This is a genomic window from Neoaquamicrobium microcysteis (assembly GCF_008180155.1).
Classification (GTDB): Bacteria; Pseudomonadota; Alphaproteobacteria; order Rhizobiales; family Rhizobiaceae; genus Aerobium; species Aerobium microcysteis.
This window is the reverse complement of record NZ_VSZS01000065.1, coordinates 104,493-119,442: the sequence shown is the minus strand read 5'-3', so window position 1 is coordinate 119,442 and position 14,950 is coordinate 104,493. Positions and strand designations below refer to the sequence as shown.

The 14,950-nt window shown below is 63.8% G+C and carries 16 protein-coding genes and 2 tRNA genes; 8 read left to right on the top strand and 10 right to left on the bottom strand.

Annotation, left to right across the window (positions count from 1 at the left end; translation table 11 throughout):
- Positions 1 to 63: 63 nt before the first annotated feature.
- Positions 64 to 138, bottom strand: a tRNA-Thr gene (locus tag FY036_RS15925).
- Between the two features lie 265 nt (positions 139 to 403).
- Here FY036_RS15925 and FY036_RS15920 point away from each other — a divergent pair.
- Complete coding sequence (locus FY036_RS15920; protein WP_148915734.1) at positions 404 to 1,177, top strand: NAD kinase; 774 nt, start codon at positions 404 to 406, stop codon at positions 1,175 to 1,177.
- Positions 1,178 to 1,391: 214 nt separating this feature from the next.
- A complete protein-coding gene (locus FY036_RS15915) occupies positions 1,392 to 2,954 on the top strand; it encodes a DEAD/DEAH box helicase (protein ID WP_148915733.1) in 1,563 nt (520 codons plus the stop codon).
- 13 nt (positions 2,955 to 2,967) lie between these two features.
- On the opposite strand, the gene FY036_RS15910 is transcribed toward FY036_RS15915, so the two are convergent.
- Entirely contained in the window at positions 2,968 to 3,312 is a 345-nt protein-coding gene (locus FY036_RS15910) for a TfoX/Sxy family protein (protein WP_148915732.1), read from the bottom strand.
- Positions 3,313 to 3,387: 75 nt separating this feature from the next.
- On the opposite strand from FY036_RS15910, the gene FY036_RS15905 reads away from it, so the two are divergent.
- Positions 3,388 to 3,885, top strand: a complete 498-nt coding sequence (locus tag FY036_RS15905; protein WP_148915953.1) for a GFA family protein — start codon at positions 3,388 to 3,390, stop codon at positions 3,883 to 3,885.
- On the opposite strand, the gene sufA is transcribed toward FY036_RS15905, so the two are convergent.
- The 7 genes from sufA to FY036_RS15870 all read right to left on the bottom strand — a co-directional run bounded on the left by sufA (position 3,882) and on the right by FY036_RS15870 (position 10,905).
- Positions 3,882 to 4,271, bottom strand: a complete 390-nt coding sequence (sufA, locus tag FY036_RS15900; RefSeq protein WP_148915731.1) for a Fe-S cluster assembly scaffold SufA — start codon at positions 4,269 to 4,271, stop codon at positions 3,882 to 3,884. The two genes, FY036_RS15905 and sufA, sit on opposite strands and share 4 nt — an antisense overlap.
- An 88-nt stretch (positions 4,272 to 4,359) precedes the next feature.
- Positions 4,360 to 4,758, bottom strand: a complete 399-nt coding sequence (locus tag FY036_RS15895; protein WP_201744784.1) for an SUF system Fe-S cluster assembly protein — start codon at positions 4,756 to 4,758, stop codon at positions 4,360 to 4,362.
- Between the two features lie 5 nt (positions 4,759 to 4,763).
- Positions 4,764 to 6,005, bottom strand: coding sequence for a cysteine desulfurase (locus FY036_RS15890; protein WP_148915730.1), 1,242 nt, complete (start codon positions 6,003 to 6,005; stop codon positions 4,764 to 4,766).
- Between the two features lie 32 nt (positions 6,006 to 6,037).
- On the bottom strand, positions 6,038 to 7,303 hold the full coding sequence (gene sufD / locus FY036_RS15885; RefSeq protein ID WP_148915951.1) for a Fe-S cluster assembly protein SufD: 1,266 nt from the start codon (positions 7,301 to 7,303) through the stop codon (positions 6,038 to 6,040).
- Positions 7,304 to 7,311: 8 nt separating this feature from the next.
- The gene (gene sufC, locus FY036_RS15880) at positions 7,312 to 8,067 is read right to left on the bottom strand and encodes a Fe-S cluster assembly ATPase SufC (RefSeq protein ID WP_148915729.1); all 756 of its coding nucleotides are present in this window, start codon (positions 8,065 to 8,067) and stop codon (positions 7,312 to 7,314) included.
- Between the two features lie 30 nt (positions 8,068 to 8,097).
- Positions 8,098 to 9,609 (bottom strand): Fe-S cluster assembly protein SufB, encoded by a 1,512-nt coding sequence (gene sufB / locus FY036_RS15875; RefSeq protein ID WP_148915728.1) that lies wholly within the window; start codon positions 9,607 to 9,609, stop codon positions 8,098 to 8,100.
- Positions 9,610 to 9,750: 141 nt separating this feature from the next.
- Positions 9,751 to 10,905, bottom strand: coding sequence for a cysteine desulfurase family protein (locus FY036_RS15870; RefSeq protein ID WP_148915727.1), 1,155 nt, complete (start codon positions 10,903 to 10,905; stop codon positions 9,751 to 9,753).
- A 244-nt stretch (positions 10,906 to 11,149) separates the two neighbouring features.
- On the opposite strand from FY036_RS15870, the gene FY036_RS15865 reads away from it, so the two are divergent.
- From FY036_RS15865 to FY036_RS15845, 5 genes are all read left to right on the top strand, one after another.
- Complete coding sequence (locus tag FY036_RS15865) at positions 11,150 to 11,824, top strand: alpha/beta hydrolase (RefSeq protein WP_148915726.1); 675 nt, start codon at positions 11,150 to 11,152, stop codon at positions 11,822 to 11,824.
- A 319-nt stretch (positions 11,825 to 12,143) separates the two neighbouring features.
- A complete protein-coding gene (locus FY036_RS15860; RefSeq protein WP_148915725.1) occupies positions 12,144 to 13,298 on the top strand; it encodes a YcbK family protein in 1,155 nt (384 codons plus the stop codon).
- Positions 13,299 to 13,391: 93 nt separating this feature from the next.
- Positions 13,392 to 13,467, top strand: a tRNA-Glu gene (locus FY036_RS15855).
- A 147-nt stretch (positions 13,468 to 13,614) separates the two neighbouring features.
- Entirely contained in the window at positions 13,615 to 14,154 is a 540-nt protein-coding gene (locus FY036_RS15850) for a hypothetical protein (RefSeq protein ID WP_148915724.1), read from the top strand.
- 79 nt (positions 14,155 to 14,233) lie between these two features.
- Positions 14,234 to 14,605, top strand: coding sequence for a sunset domain-containing protein (locus FY036_RS15845; RefSeq protein WP_407941188.1), 372 nt, complete (start codon positions 14,234 to 14,236; stop codon positions 14,603 to 14,605).
- Here the strand turns inward: FY036_RS15845 and FY036_RS15840 are convergent.
- Entirely contained in the window at positions 14,602 to 14,781 is a 180-nt protein-coding gene (locus tag FY036_RS15840; RefSeq protein WP_148915723.1) for a hypothetical protein, read from the bottom strand. The genes FY036_RS15845 and FY036_RS15840 overlap by 4 nt on opposite strands.
- Positions 14,782 to 14,950: the final 169 nt, after the last annotated feature.

The following is a 14,950-nucleotide window of genomic DNA, read 5'->3' as shown; positions in this document are numbered from 1 at the left end:
ACATCATTTCGCCTCTCGACCTCGATTGCGCTGGACCGTTGCCAGCATCGTGCCATCAAGAAATGGTGCCGGTGGAGAGGATCGAACTCCCGACCTTCGGTTTACAAAACCGCTGCACTACCGCTGTGCTACACCGGCCGCCATTTACCCCGCCGTTACACCGCTCGCATTGCCGCTGTCAATACCGCTGTAATTTCAACGCTTTAGAGACTACAGAAATACGACCGGAAATCAGGTGCTCTACCAACTGAGCTACAAGGGCATCGGCAGAGGGGGTTAGCACAACTGGCAGCGCAGTAAAGCGGAATGTGCGGGCCCGTGAGGCCGCGGCGCTTTCTTCCGCAACGCCGGCGTGCTACCCCGTGCGCGCACTACCAGTTGCAGATACCCGCCGCGGGAACCGATGCGCGACACGAAAACCGCACTTTCCTTCATCTCGGCAGACAACATCGATGCGCGCGAAGCCGCGGCACGGCTGGCCGCTCTTTACGGGCACAGCCCGGTCGAAGATGCCGACGTGGTGGTGGCGCTGGGCGGCGACGGGTTCATGCTGCAGGCGATCCAGGAGAACATGGATTCGGGCCGCGCCATCTACGGCATGAACCGCGGCACCATCGGCTTCCTGATGAACGAATATTCGGAAGCCGACCTGCTGACGCGCATCGCCGCCGCCACGCCTGAAACGATCCGCCCGCTGGTGATGCAGGTCGAGACCGCCGACGGCCCGGCGATGACCGGCCGCGCCATCAACGAGGTGTCACTGTTCCGCCAGTCCGCACAGGCTGCCAAGATCCGCATCTCGATCGACGGCAAGGTGCGACTGGACGAACTGATCTGCGACGGGGTGATGGTGGCGACGCCGGCTGGCTCGACCGCCTACAACCTTTCTGCCCATGGCCCCATCCTGCCGCTGGACGCGCCGCTGCTGGCGCTGACGCCGGTGAGCCCCTTCCGCCCGCGACGGTGGCGCGGCGCGCTGCTGCCCAACCGCGCGACCGTGCGCTTCGACATTCTGGAAGCGGACAAGCGGCCGGTAAACGCCGTTGCCGACCATGTCGAGGTGAAGTCGGTGACATCGGTGACGGTGCGCGAGTCGCGCCGCTCGACCGTCACGCTGCTGTTCGACGAGAGCCATTCGTGGGACGAGCGAATCCTGACGGAGCAGTTTCGCTATTGAAATCAGCGCGCTCCTTAATCATATCTCGGTGAAAATCGCGCAAATCCGGCGTTTTCCGGCGCTTGCCGTTGACATTGCCGCATTCGCGCCTTAACGCCACCAACGAGCATCCGTGCGCCATGCGCCGGGTTTGACAGGCGCAAGTGCGGCGGCGCCATAACTTTCGCGAACCAGCAAAGACAGCCATCACGTGTCATCCGACAACCAGAACGAAATGCAGGCCGAAGCAGAAGCCGAAGCGCCTCCCGTCACCTTTGCCGATCTCGGCCTCTCGCCGAAGGTCGTTTCCGCGGTAACCGACGCGGGCTATACCAACCCGACGCCGATCCAGGCAGGCGCGATTCCACACGCGCTGCAGGGCAAGGACGTGCTGGGCATCGCCCAGACCGGCACCGGCAAGACCGCAGCCTTCGTGCTGCCGATGATTACCCGCCTCGAAAAGGGCCGTGCCCGGGCACGCATGCCGCGCACGCTCATTCTCGAACCGACGCGCGAACTGGCCGCGCAGGTGGAAGAGAACTTCGTCAAATACGGCAAGAACCATCGTCTCAACATCGCGCTGCTGATCGGCGGCGTGTCCTTCGACGAGCAGGAAAAGAAGCTGGAGCGCGGCGCCGACGTTCTGATCGCGACGCCCGGCCGCCTGCTCGACCATTTCGAGCGCGGCAAGCTGCTTCTGACCGGCGTGGAAATCCTCGTCATCGACGAGGCCGACCGCATGCTCGACATGGGCTTCATTCCCGATATCGAGCGCATCGCCAAGCTGATTCCGTTCACCCGACAGACGCTGTTCTTCTCGGCCACCATGCCGCCGGAGATCACCAAGCTGACGGAGCAGTTCCTGCACGCGCCGGTGCGCGTCGAGGTTTCCAAGGCGGCATCGACGGGCGTCAACATCGTCCAGCGGCTGGTGAAGTCGAAGTCCAAGAGCTGGGACAAGCGCGAGACGCTGCGCAATCTCATCCGGGCGGAGGAAAGCGAGCTGAAGAACGCGATCATCTTCTGCAACCGCAAGGTGGACGTGTCGGAGCTCTTCCGCTCGCTGGTGAAGCACGATTTCGACGCGGGCGCCCTGCATGGCGACATGGACCAGCGCGCCAGAATGGCGATGCTGAGCGCGTTTCGCGACGGCAAGCTGAAGCTGCTGGTGGCATCGGACGTCGCCGCGCGCGGGCTCGACATTCCAGATGTCAGCCACGTCTTCAACTTCGACGTTCCGATCCATGCGGAAGACTATGTGCACCGCATCGGACGCACCGGACGCGCCGGGCGCTCGGGCAAGTCGTTCACCATCGTCACCCGCTCGGACGCCAAGTATCTCGACGCGATCGAGAAGCTGATCGGCAACAAGATCGAGTGGATGGACGGCGACCTGTCGACGGTCGGCCAGGACGACGCGGACGACGAAGCGCCGCGCCGCGGCCGTGGAGGCAAGGGACGCGAGCGTGGCCGGGCCTCGTCGGGCGAGCGCAAGCCGCGCGGCGAAAAGCGCGGAGAAAAGCGTACCGAGCCGGCGGAAGCCAGGCTCGAGGAAGCCGCGGAGACGGTCGAGGCCATCGCCGAGACGCCTGCGGACGACAAGCGGTCGCGCCGCGACGCCATCAAGGCCGAGAATGCCGAGCGCAAGACCAAGCCGGACACCCAGCAGCCGCGCCCGCGCGACGAGGGCAACCGCAGGGACCGCCCGCGCAACCCGCGTCGCGACGACGACGGCCCCTCGCCCATCGGCTTCGGCGAGGACATGCCGGCGTTCATGAAGATTCCCGCAAAGGTCTGACGGCCTTTCGGGACTACTTCTTCCTGCTCTTCTTCGACGACTGCGCGCGCAAGGATGCCTCGAAGGCCCTGCGCGCCCAGACGGTCACTTCATCCGGATCGTCCAGCGCATCGTCCGGGATGGACCAGTATGGCATCGCCACCGGTCCCTTGCGCATGTGCCCTTCATAGACCCACTGCCTCGATCCGGCCGCCTCGAAGTCCGGCGCGCTCTGCGCATCGGCCTTGAGAAGAATCTCGCCATCGACCTCCAGCGCGACGATCAACCCGTCGTGGTAGATGCCCTTGCCGCCGAACATGCGCTTGACGGTGACGCGGCCCAGCCCCGCAAACAAATCCGCTATCGCTTCTTTGTCCATGCGCCACCTGTGACGGGAAACATTGCCTCGCAACGTCGTTAGATTGACGGAAATGCGTTGAAGAGGAAAGACGCGATGCCGATGCTGCTGAAAGGCTCCTGCCGTTGCGGGGCGGTTGGCTTCGAGGTGAAGAGCCACACGCCCGTGCCCTACCAGCTGTGCTACTGCTCGATATGCCGCAAGCAGCAGGGCGGCGGCGGATATGCGATCAACCTCGCGGGGATCGCCGGGACGCTCAAGGTGAAAGGCAAGCGGCATCTGGGGCTGTACAGGGCCGCAATTCATGACGAAGAGCATCCGCAAGGCGGGACATCCAGCGGCGAGCGACGCTTCTGCAGGAAGTGCGGCGCAGCACTTTGGCTCTACGACCCGACATGGCCGGAGCTCGTCCACCCCTTCGCGTCGGCGATCGATAACGACCTGCCGGAAGCGCCGGAGCGCGTGCACCTGATGCTCAAATACAAGGCGTCATGGGTGGTGCCGAACGTGAAAAAGGGCGACGTGACGTTCGACCTCTATCCGCAGGAATCGATAGAGGGCTGGCACAGGAAGCGTGGATTGTGGATCGACTAGGCTGCGCCCGCAGCCGCCCTCGCCTCGGCCAGCGTCTTCAGATCGGCGGGCTTGAGCTCGACGGATTCGCCGCAGCCGCAGGCCGACGACTGGTTCGGGTTGTGGAAGGTGAAGCCGGTGCGCAGCGTCGTCCTCTCGAAATCCATCTCGGTGCCGAGCAGGAACAGGGCAGCCTCCGGCGCGACCCAGACATGAGCGTCGCCCCGCTCGATGTGGTCGTCGGCGGCGTTGGGCTCGCTGACGAGGTCGATGGTGTATTCCATGCCCGCGCAGCCGCCCTTCTTGACGCCGACGCGGATGCCCCGCGCGCCATCGCGCGCAGCAACGATCTCGCGCACGCGGTCTGCTGCGGCGTCGGTCATCGACATTACCTGAAATCTGCCCATTGCCTTCTCCATTCAGCGCCGGTTCAAGGCCGGCGGAACGATGTGTGTAACCCGAAGATGGTGAAGATTCGGAGCACTTGCAAGCAACTCAGTACCAGCCGACGGCGACCTGCGCCTCTTCGGACATGCGATCCGGCGTCCATGGCGGATCGAAAACCATCTTCACGTCGACGCCCGACACGCCTTCGACCGCACCGACCGCGTTTTCGACCCAGCCGGGCATCTCGCCGGCCACCGGACAGCCGGGAGCGGTGAGCGTCATATCGATCTTGACCGAACGGTCATCCTCGATGTCGATCCGGTAGATCAGGCCCAGCTCATAGATGTCGGCAGGAATTTCGGGGTCGTAGACCGTCTTCAGCGCGCCGACGATATCGTCGGTCAGCCGCGCGAGTTCGTCGCTCGGGATCGTGGATGCCGAAACGGCTGCGCCACTCGCCGGCAGCGCATCATCGGTCTGAGGGGTCGTTGCAGTTTCATCCGTCATGTCGGTCATCCGAAGAATTTGCGCGCCTTTTCGAGCGCCTCCACGAGCACGTCCACCTCCGCCTTCGTATTATACATGGCGAAGGAGGCCCGGCATGTCGAGGTCACGCCGAAGCGCTTGAGCAATGGCTGGGCACAATGCGTGCCCGCGCGCACGGCGACGCCGGACCGGTCGATCACCATCGAGACGTCGTGCGCGTGGATGCCCTGAAGCTCGAAGGACACGATCGCGCCCTTGCCCGGGGCGTTGCCGAAGATGCGCAGCGAATTGATCCCATGCAGGCGCTCATGCGCGTATGCGACCAGTTCGGCCTCGTGCGCGGCGATGCGCTCGCGGCCGATGCGTTCCATGTATTCGAGTGCCGCGCCCAGCCCGATCGCCTGCACGATGGGCGGCGTGCCCGCCTCGAAGCGGTGCGGCGGTTCGTTGTAGGTCACCGTCTCTTCGGTGACGTTCTCGATCATCTCGCCGCCACCCTGGAAGGGACGCATGGCGGACAGCATCTCCTTGCGGCCGTACAGCACGCCGATGCCGGACGGGCCGTACATCTTATGGCCGGTGAGCACGTACCAGTCGCAGCCGAGATCCTGCACGTCGACCGGCATGTGCACGGCAGCCTGGCTGCCGTCGAGCAACACGGGAATGCCGCGCTCATGGGCGATGCGGACGATTTCCTTGGCCGGCGTGACGGTGCCGAGCGCGTTGGACATATGCGTGATCGCGACCAGTTTGGTGCGCTCCGTCAGCGACTTCTCGAAATCCTCGATGCGGAACACACCGTCGTCATCGACAGGAACCCAGACCAGCTTCGCGCCCTGCCGCTCGCGGATGAAATGCCAGGGCACGATGTTGGAGTGATGCTCCATGATCGAGATGACGATCTCGTCGCCCTCGCCGATATTGGGCATGCCCCAGCCATAGGCGACGGTGTTGATCGCCTCGGTGGTGGACTTGGTGAAGACGATCTCGTCCACGCTGCCCGCATTGAGAAAGCGGCGCACGGTCTCGCGTGCCTTCTCGTAGGCGTCCGTCGCCGCGTTGGAGAGGAAATGCAGCCCGCGATGAACATTGGCGTATTCATTAGAATAGGCGTGCGTGATCGCGTCGATGACCGCCTGCGGCTTCTGTGCAGATGCGCCGTTGTCGAGATAGACCAGCGGCTTGCCGTAGACCTCTCGCGACAGGATGGGGAAGTCGCGGCGGATCGCCTCGACATCGTAGGGAGCGTTCTCGACTTTCTGGTCCATTTCAGTCAGCGGCCGCGGCCGCACTCCTTCCATCAGCCGTGCGTGGCGAACCAGCCGTCCAGCTTTTCTTCCAGCGCGCCGACCAGTGCCTCGTCGTCCAGCTCCTCGATGATCTCGGCAAGGAACGCCTTGATGAGCAGGCCGCGGCCCGCCTTCTCCGGCACGCCGCGCGCCATCAGGTAGAACAAGTGGTTGCCGTCGATCTCGGTTACCGTAGCGCCGTGGCCGCAGGCCACGTCGTCGGCGAAGATTTCCAGCTCCGGCTTGGTCGAAAACTCCGCGTCGTCGGACAGAAGCAGCGTGTTGCACGCCATCTTCGCGTCGGTCTTCTGCGCGATCGCAGCAACCTTGATCTGCCCCTGAAACACGCCGTGCGCCCGATCGGTGACGACGTTGCGGATGATCTCGGTCGAGGTCGTGTGCGGTGCGGAATGGTCGAGCACCATGGTGACGTCGCAGTGGGTGTCGCCGCCCAGCAGGTTGACCCCGCGCAGCTTGAAATCCGACCCTTCGCCCGCCGCGTCGACGCGCACTTCCTGACGCACGAGCTTGGCGCCCGCGTTCATGATGAAGATCGTGAGCTTGGCATCCTTGCCGATGGTCGCATTGATCTGGCCCAGATGCGTGGCCGTTGCCGCCTGCTCCTGGACGATGACCCAGACTATTTCGGCCCCCTCGCCCACTTCGAGCGTGGCTACCGAGCTTGCAAGGCCGGCACCGCTGCCCGCCTGCCGCTCGACCAGCGTAGCCTTGGCGCCAGCGCCCACCACAACCGGGAACCGGGCGTGGACCTGGCCACCGGCCTGCAGGTTCTGCAGTTCGATGGGCGCGGCAAGCTCAACGCCGTCCGCGATCTTCAGGCCGAAGCCATCGGAAGCAAACGCGGCGTTGATGGCGCCTACAGCGTCGGCCGAATCTGCCGGCGCCATGGCCGCCTGCGGGCCGCCCGCCATCAGCAAATCCTGAAAGCGCGTAACCGACACACCGTCGATCGAGCTCGGCTCGGACGCGATGCCGTTGGCGACCGTGAGTACGGTCGAACCTTCGACCAGCGGACGAAGCGCCTCGGGTGCTGCGGCCGGATCGAAAGCAGGGACAGTCGAAAGCAGACGCCGCAAATCCGTGTAGTGCCAGGCCTCGATGCGCCGCGTGGGAAGACCGGCCTTCAGCAACTCCACGGCATCGTCACGCGCGATCGTCACGTCGGCGTCGCCCGGCAGTTCGGAAACCCGCTCTGAAAACGCCTCGACCAGCGCGGCCTCGGCCGGCGTCAGCTTGGGGGAAGCATGAATGTTCATCATTCGCCTCAAGCCGCCTCGTCGATCACGCCGGCATAGCCATTCGCTTCCAGCTCGAACGCGAGGCTCTTGTCGCCGGACTTGATGACCTGCCCCTTGTAGAGCACGTGCACACTATCGGGCACGATGTGCTCCAGCAGGCGCTGGTAGTGGGTGATGACCACGATGGCGCGGTCGGGCGAGCGCAGTGCGTTGACGCCGTCGGAAACGATCCTGAGCGCGTCGATGTCGAGGCCGGAATCGGTCTCGTCCAGCACGCACAGCTTGGGCTCCAGCAGCTTCATCTGCAGGATTTCCGCGCGCTTCTTCTCGCCGCCGGAAAAGCCGACATTGAGAGGACGCTTGAGCATGTTCATGTCGATGTTGAGAGAACCGGCGGCTTCCTTCACCCGCTTGAGCAGGTCGGGGATCTTCAGTTCGTCTTCGCCGCGCGCCTTGCGCTGCGAGTTCATCGCCACCTTGAGGAACTCCATCGTGGCGACGCCCGGTATCTCCATCGGATACTGGAAGGCGAGGAAGATGCCCGCCGCCGCGCGCTCCGCCGGGTCCATCTCCAGGATGGACTCGCCATTGTAAAGGATGTCGCCTTCCGTGACCTCGTAGTCCTCGCGCCCGGCGAGGATGTAGGACAGGGTCGACTTGCCGGAGCCGTTCGGCCCCATGATGGCGGCGACCTCGCCCTTGTTCACGGTGAGGTTCAGGCCGCGGATGATCTCGGTGCCATCTTCGGCGATGCGGGCATGAAGGTTCTTGATCTCAAGCATCTGTGTTCTTCCTGAATTTCGCTTGCCGGCTCAGCCGACCGATCCCTCGAGTGAAATGCCGATGAGCTTCTGCGCCTCTACGGCGAACTCCATCGGCAGTTCCTGAATCACTTCCTTGACGAAGCCGTTGACGATCAGCGCGATCGCCTCTTCCTCCGGGATGCCGCGCTGCATCACATAGAAGAGCTGGTCCTCGGAAATCTTGGACGTGGTGGCTTCGTGCTCGAACTGGGCGGTCGAGTTCTTAGCCTCGATGTAGGGCACGGTATGCGCGCCGCATTCGTTGCCGATCAGCAGCGAGTCGCACTGGGTGAAGTTGCGCGCGTTCTCCGCCTTGCGGTGGGCCGAAACCTGGCCGCGATAGGTGTTGTTCGACTTGCCGGCCGAAATGCCCTTGGAGATGATGCGGCTCGACGTGTTCTTGCCGAGGTGGATCATCTTGGTGCCCGAGTCGATCTGCTGGTGGCCGTTGGACACCGCGATCGAATAGAACTCGCCGCGCGAGTTGTCGCCGCGCAGGATGCAGGACGGATATTTCCACGTGATCGCCGAACCGGTCTCGACCTGCGTCCACGAAATCTTGGAGTTCCTGCCGCGGCAGTCGCCACGCTTGGTGACGAAGTTGTAGATGCCGCCCTTGCCCTGCGCGTCGCCGGGATACCAGTTCTGCACGGTCGAGTACTTGATCTCGGCGTCGTCCAGCGCGATCAGCTCGACCACGGCGGCGTGAAGCTGGTTTTCGTCGCGCTGCGGGGCGGTGCAGCCCTCCAGATAGGAGACGTAGGAGCCTTCGTCGGCGATGATCAGCGTGCGCTCGAACTGGCCGGTGTTCTTCTCGTTGATGCGGAAGTAGGTGGACAGCTCCATCGGGCAGCGCACGCCCTTGGGCACGTAGACGAACGAACCGTCGGTGAAGACCGCCGAATTGAGCGTGGCGTAGAAATTGTCGGTCGTAGGCACCACGGAGCCGAGATATTTCTGGATCAGCTCGGGATGCTCGCGGATCGCTTCCGAGATCGAGCAGAAGATGACGCCGGCCTTGGCCAGCTCGTCCTTGAAGGTGGTGACGACGGAGACGGAATCGAACACGGCGTCGACGGCCACGCGGCCGGACTTGTAGACGTTGTCGTTTGCGCCATCCTCGTCGGCATCCTTCTGAACGCCGGCCAGGATCTCCTGCTCGCGCAGCGGGATGCCCAGCTTCTCATAGACGCGCAGCAGTTCCGGATCGACCTCGTCGAGCGACTTCGGGCCGGACTGGTTCTTTGGTGCGGCGTAATAGTAGAGGTCCTGGAAGTCGATCTTCGGGTATTCGACGCGGGCCCAGTTCGGCTCTTCCAGCGTCAGCCAGCGGCGATACGCGCCCAGACGCCACTCCAGCATCCAAGCGGGTTCGCTCTTCTTGTCGGAAATGAACCGGATGATATCTTCGTTCAGGCCCTTGGGAGCCTTGTCGGTCTCGATCTCGGTCTCGAATCCGTACTTGTACTGGTCCACATCGATCTTGCGGACCTGCTCGATCGTTTCCTGCACAGCAGGCATCGGCGCTCTCCATCCTCGCCGAGGTCAAGGCCCGGCAGTTTTCGAAATCGCATATGCGGCAAGCCGCAGATGCGCGTTACATAGTGCGGGCTTGCCATGAATGCACGTGCTTAGCGCGCCCAAGCCCAGAAAAACCTCTTCCTACGCCGCACTGCTCCTGCGCTGGACGAACTGGCGCAAGGCGGCCGCGAACCTGTCGATCTCGGCATCGGTGGTCGAGTGCCCGACCGACACGCGGATACCGCTGACCGTGTCGCCGTAGCCCATGGCCTTGAGCACGCGGCTGGCGCCGACCTTGCCCGACGAGCAGGCCGAGCCGGCAGACACGGAAACGCCCGCCAGATCGAAGGCGATGAGCGCCGTTTCCGCCTTCACGCCGGGAATGGCGAAGAAGACGGTGTTGGGCAGGCGCTCGGCATCCGCGGCAAAGATCACCGCGTCTTGCGAGACATCGCGGATCGCCGCCTCGACGCGCTCGCGCCTGGCCAGCAGCTCGCCCGCCAGCGGCAGCTTTTCAAGCGCCTCGCGGGCAGCGACGCCGAATGCGGCGATGGCGGCGTAGTTCTCCGTGCCGGCGCGGTGGCCCTTCTCCTGGCCACCGCCGGTGGCGATCGGAGCCGGCATCAGGACGTCGGAGTTGCCCACAAGCGCGCCTGCGCCCTTGGGACCGCCGATCTTGTGAGCGGCGAGAATCAGGAAATCCGCGCAAAGCCCTGTCATGTCGAGCGAAACGCGCCCGCCTGCCTGCACGGCATCGAGCACCAGCACGCCGCCCGCCTCATGCACGATGGCCGCGATCTGCGCGGCGGGCTGGATGACGCCGCTCTCGTTGTTTGCAAGATGGATCGCAACCAGCGGCAGGCCCCGCGACGTGTCATGCGCGGAAAGCGCGGCCTTCAGCGCATCGATATCCAGCCGGCCGTTGCCATCCACCGGCAGAAGCACGATGTCCGACGCGGCAAAGCGCCCGCCGGCAACGATGACGGAATGATCCGTCTCGGCGACATAAAGCTTCGAATAGACGACCGGCGAGCGCCCCATCCGCCAATCCGGCGTCAGCACAAGGGCCGCGGCCTCGCTGGCACCCGACGTGAAGACGACATGATCGGGCTTCGCATTGCAAAGTGCCGCAACCTCGCGGCGCGCGGTTTCGATGAGGCGGCGCGCCTCGCGACCCTCATGATGCACGGATGACGGGTTGGCCGTCAGGTCGAGCGCGGCCAGCATCGCATCACGCGCCGCAGGCAGCAGCGGCGCGCTTGCATTGTGGTCGAGATAGACGCGGCTGGCCGTCATCGCGGGCCTTGTGCTCCTTCAATCGGCATCGTGGCGGGAAGTCGGTGTTTTTCCTTGAAATTGCAAGGCCAGCCGTCCTATTTACCCGCTTTGCAAACCGGCGGGCGACTTGGCCTACCAGTTTTGAATTATTCTAAACTAGCTTCTAGGGTGACGGCCACGCCCCGTCAAGTCCACGGGGCGGAGTTGCCCCTGCTTCCGACGCCACAATGACGCGCCGGATGCGTCGAAAACCGGAGTAAGTATGCCCGAGGTCATTTTCGCAGGTCCCGCCGGCCGTATCGAGGGTCGCTACCAGCCCTCCAAGGAAAAGAACGCGCCGATAGCGATCATCCTTCATCCGCACCCGCAGTTCGGGGGAACGATGAACAACAAGATCGTCTACGACCTGTTCTACATGTTCCAGAAGCGCGATTTCACCACGCTGCGCTTCAATTTCCGGGGCATCGGCCGCAGCCAAGGCGAGTTCGACCACGGTACGGGCGAGCTTTCGGACGCCGCCGCAGCACTCGACTGGGTGCAGTCGCTGCATCCCGATTCCAAGACCTGCTGGGTGGCCGGCTACTCCTTCGGCGCGTGGATCGGCATGCAGCTCCTGATGCGGCGGCCCGAGATCGAGGGCTTCATCTCGATCGCGCCGCAGCCGAACATCTACGACTTTTCGTTCCTCGCGCCGTGCCCGTCTTCCGGCCTCATCATCCATGGCGATGCCGACAAGGTGGCGCCACCCAAGGACGTGCAGGGGCTGGTCGACAAGCTCCATACCCAGAAGGGCATCACCATCACCCAGAAGACGATGCCGGGCGCAAATCACTTCTTTTCCAACGACGCGGACCTGCTGATCGAGGAGTGCGCGGACTATCTGGACCGCAGGCTGGCAGGCGAACTCGCCGACCCGCGCCCCAAGCGTCTTCGCTGACGGATTTCTCCCGCCTGCCCGGCTTAGACGGAAACAGGCGATTTAGCGGCAGAATCATGATCTTGCCTCAATTCATCCCTAGCCGGGTGGTTGCGGAATGGTTCGGGATTCGGTACGTCTCGTTCCGGGCAAGGGGGAAAAGACGGCTCCACCGCATAATCGGAGCGTGAGATCTTGATTCTGGCCCGGCTCTTGGAAGGGGTTTGCATTGACGTGTGAGGGAACGCGCTCGAAACGCGGGGGACGACGTGCTGTCGTTGCAGCGCTGGCATCCATCCTCCTTGCGTCCTGTGCCACTTCCGGCGACGACAATACCTTCATGGGCTTCTCGCCCGCGCAGCAGATGGCTGCAGATGCCGGCTCCGACTTTGCCGGCCAGACGATCAACACCGCCAGTTCCGCCCCGGTCGTCGCGAACCAGTTCGTCATGGACGAGGACGACCCTTCGCTGCCCGAGGCCGTCGTAGAAGCGCCGACGCTGCGCCCGGTTTCCGCCGAGGAGGCCGCCGCCATCGCACAGGCGCAGGCTGCCGCCGGGCAGGAAACGGTGGCTGCCGAGACGACGGCGCAGCCGATGCAGGGCGAGCAGCCGCAGGCGCCAACGGAAGTGGCCGCCGCCGCGCCGCAGCCAGGCCAACCCCAGCCAGCGCAGCCACAGCCTGTCGCGGCCCCGCAGGCAGCGCAGGAAGACCCCGCGCAACAGCCGACCCAGTTTGCCGAAAACCCGTCGCCGGCAGCGTCCGAGGCGCTGGCTCTTGCGGAAGAACCCAAGAAGCGCGGTTTCCTCGCCAATCTCTTCGGCGCACAGCCGGCCCGCGCCGCAACCGCACCGCAGCAGGCCGCACGGCCGCTGATAGCGACCTCGAACACGCAGACCGCCTCGACGACGCAAACGGCCTCCACGACGCCTACTGCGCCGATCGTCCAGCTTGCGTCCACAAGCCCGGCGGCGGCGAGCCCGATCATTCCGCGCGGGGGCGAAGCCGCCCTGCCCGGCGTTCGCCAGAACGCGCTGTTCGAAATCTCGCGCCGCTCCGGCGTCGACGACGACAGCGACATAGACCTGCACGAGGATTCGAGCCTGTATCAGGTAGCCTCCGCCGCCGGCCTCGCCCGGCTGGCGCCGAACGGGCTGATGAAGCAGACCGAGCATGTCGACGTCGCCTGCCTCAAGCCATCGCTGGTGCGGGTGCTCAAGACCGTCGAGAATCACTATGGCCGCAAGGTCGTGGTCACCTCCGGCTACCGCAATTCGGAGCGCAACCGCAGGGCGCGCGGCGCACGCAACTCGCTGCACATGTATTGCGCGGCGGCCGACGTGCAGGTCGAGGGCGTGAGCAAGTGGGAACTGGCCGAATTCGTGCGCACCATGCCCGGCCGTGGCGGCGTCGGCACCTATTGCCACACCGAATCCGTGCACATCGACGTCGGCCCGGAGCGCGACTGGAACTGGCGCTGCCGCCGGCGCAAATAGCCGCAGGTAAATCCACGATTTTTTCCCGTCGTGGGCTCAAAGATGGGTTGCTCCCGGCGGCGATGCCCCCTATAAGCCACCTCGTTCTGGCAAGCGCCCATCGTCTAGCGGTCTAGGACGCCGCCCTTTCACGGCGGAAACACGGGTTCGATTCCCGTTGGGCGTGCCAGAAATTTCAAGGGGTTAGCCCCCTTCCCTCCATTTTTGTCCAACTTTTGTCCAACCGAGTGTCAGCGGCTAGCTTGCAATACGCGGCACTGCCACGGGCATCGCGTCTCATATGCTATAATGCCGATGGTCGATGAGGGGGGAGAAGATGTCGTCTGACGAACGATCAATCGAATATGAAAGCGCGCGCCTCGCGCATGCCGCAGCGAATAAGGGCATGGACAGCGAAATGAGCATGGTTGCCGGATTTGGTAATGCGGCCATGCGCGCACCCGCTCTGGCGGCGGCTGGGGGCATTGCTGCACTGCTAGGGTTCTATTCAGCCAATGCCATCGCATTGCGTGGAACTACAGCAGTCGCCGATTTTAATGCCGCCTTGCTCGCATTCTTCATTGCCGTCCTCGCATGTGTCGCTGCACCGGGTTGTGCCTACATCTCACAGGCATTCTTCATTTGGTCGAAAGGCCAAGAGACGCACCACTTCGACCGACCCTTCGTGCGTGAGACGAAGAAGTCCAAACGCCTCTTTGCGGTCGGGACGCTGTTTCAACTGGGAGCCGCCCTCCTGACCTTAGGCGCTATAGTCGCGCTAGTAATTGGAGGGCTATCCTTTATGCGTCTTGCCGATTTCACGGCCTCACACGAACCGCAGGAGACAGCGTCGCCGGGGGAAGGCCAAAGTCAGTGAACACCCGCCACGTGCCATTCGCTCAAATCCTACTGGTTAGCTTCATCAAACATCATGCGCTTTCGGTCATCGTGTCACAATGGCCCGTCGTGACTACTCATCGAACTGGCGCGGTGCGCGCAAGTATCGCTTTGACGAAGAGGCCCGCCGCAAGCGAGCGGCGCGCAAGAGGCTATCCGTGCCGGCGATGCTGACTGGCTTGTTGCTGGCGAGCGCGGCGGGCGTTGGCTACACGTCCGGCGGTGCATCGCTCGGAAGCTTCAAAGCGATGGCTCCCGGTTCGGGCTGCACGATCAAAGGCAACGTGTCGATTGAGACTGGCGAGCGCATCTATCACGTCCCCGGCCAGCGGTATTACCACGACACGGTGATATCGCCTCAACATGGCGAACGCTGGTTTTGCAGCGAGGCCGAAGCGCGCGCGGCCGGGTGGCGGAAGTCCAGGATTTAGATAGCCACCAGCGCCCCTAGCAGCGTCACCAGCACACCCGCCACGATTATCAGGGCTCCATACGCCAGCGCCTTCCTGCGGACGCTAGGCGGCTCGTCGTCACCCACTGGCAAGTCGGAGAACTGCGCTTCGTAGCGTGCCGCCGTCGATAGCTCACTGGCATCGTGCCTCGCCAAGTTCCCTATATGCTCTTGCGCTAGCCGTTCCATGGCGAGCGCCAATTCGCCTTCGGACCAACCGGCCGCGACGTGGCGCGCAATTAAGGCATCGTAGTCAGCCTGTAAGGTTCCTTCTTGCGCCCCATGTCGCGAACGGCCGTCATTGGGTATCTGCGTCATTCAGTTG

Excerpts from the sequence above, each read along its gene's own strand:
- FY036_RS15920 (WP_148915734.1), top strand. The coding sequence starts at position 404 with ATGCGCGACACGAAAACCGCACTTTCCTTCATCTCGGCAGACAACATC.
- FY036_RS15860 (WP_148915725.1), top strand. The coding sequence starts at position 12,144 with ATGGGCTTCTCGCCCGCGCAGCAGATGGCTGCAGATGCCGGCTCCGAC.
- FY036_RS15915 (WP_148915733.1), top strand. The coding sequence starts at position 1,392 with ATGCAGGCCGAAGCAGAAGCCGAAGCGCCTCCCGTCACCTTTGCCGAT.
- FY036_RS15870 (WP_148915727.1), bottom strand. The coding sequence starts at position 10,905 with ATGACGGCCAGCCGCGTCTATCTCGACCACAATGCAAGCGCGCCGCTG.
- sufA (WP_148915731.1), bottom strand. The coding sequence starts at position 4,271 with ATGGGCAGATTTCAGGTAATGTCGATGACCGACGCCGCAGCAGACCGC.
- FY036_RS15845 (WP_407941188.1), top strand. The coding sequence starts at position 14,234 with ATGGCCCGTCGTGACTACTCATCGAACTGGCGCGGTGCGCGCAAGTAT.
- FY036_RS15890 (WP_148915730.1), bottom strand. The coding sequence starts at position 6,005 with ATGGACCAGAAAGTCGAGAACGCTCCCTACGATGTCGAGGCGATCCGC.
- FY036_RS15850 (WP_148915724.1), top strand. The coding sequence starts at position 13,615 with ATGTCGTCTGACGAACGATCAATCGAATATGAAAGCGCGCGCCTCGCG.
- sufB (WP_148915728.1), bottom strand. The coding sequence starts at position 9,609 with ATGCCTGCTGTGCAGGAAACGATCGAGCAGGTCCGCAAGATCGATGTG.
- sufC (WP_148915729.1), bottom strand. The coding sequence starts at position 8,067 with ATGCTTGAGATCAAGAACCTTCATGCCCGCATCGCCGAAGATGGCACC.
- FY036_RS15895 (WP_201744784.1), bottom strand. The coding sequence starts at position 4,758 with ATGACGGATGAAACTGCAACGACCCCTCAGACCGATGATGCGCTGCCG.
- sufD (WP_148915951.1), bottom strand. The coding sequence starts at position 7,303 with ATGAACATTCATGCTTCCCCCAAGCTGACGCCGGCCGAGGCCGCGCTG.
- FY036_RS15910 (WP_148915732.1), bottom strand. The coding sequence starts at position 3,312 with ATGGACAAAGAAGCGATAGCGGATTTGTTTGCGGGGCTGGGCCGCGTC.
- FY036_RS15905 (WP_148915953.1), top strand. The coding sequence starts at position 3,388 with ATGCCGATGCTGCTGAAAGGCTCCTGCCGTTGCGGGGCGGTTGGCTTC.
- FY036_RS15865 (WP_148915726.1), top strand. The coding sequence starts at position 11,150 with ATGCCCGAGGTCATTTTCGCAGGTCCCGCCGGCCGTATCGAGGGTCGC.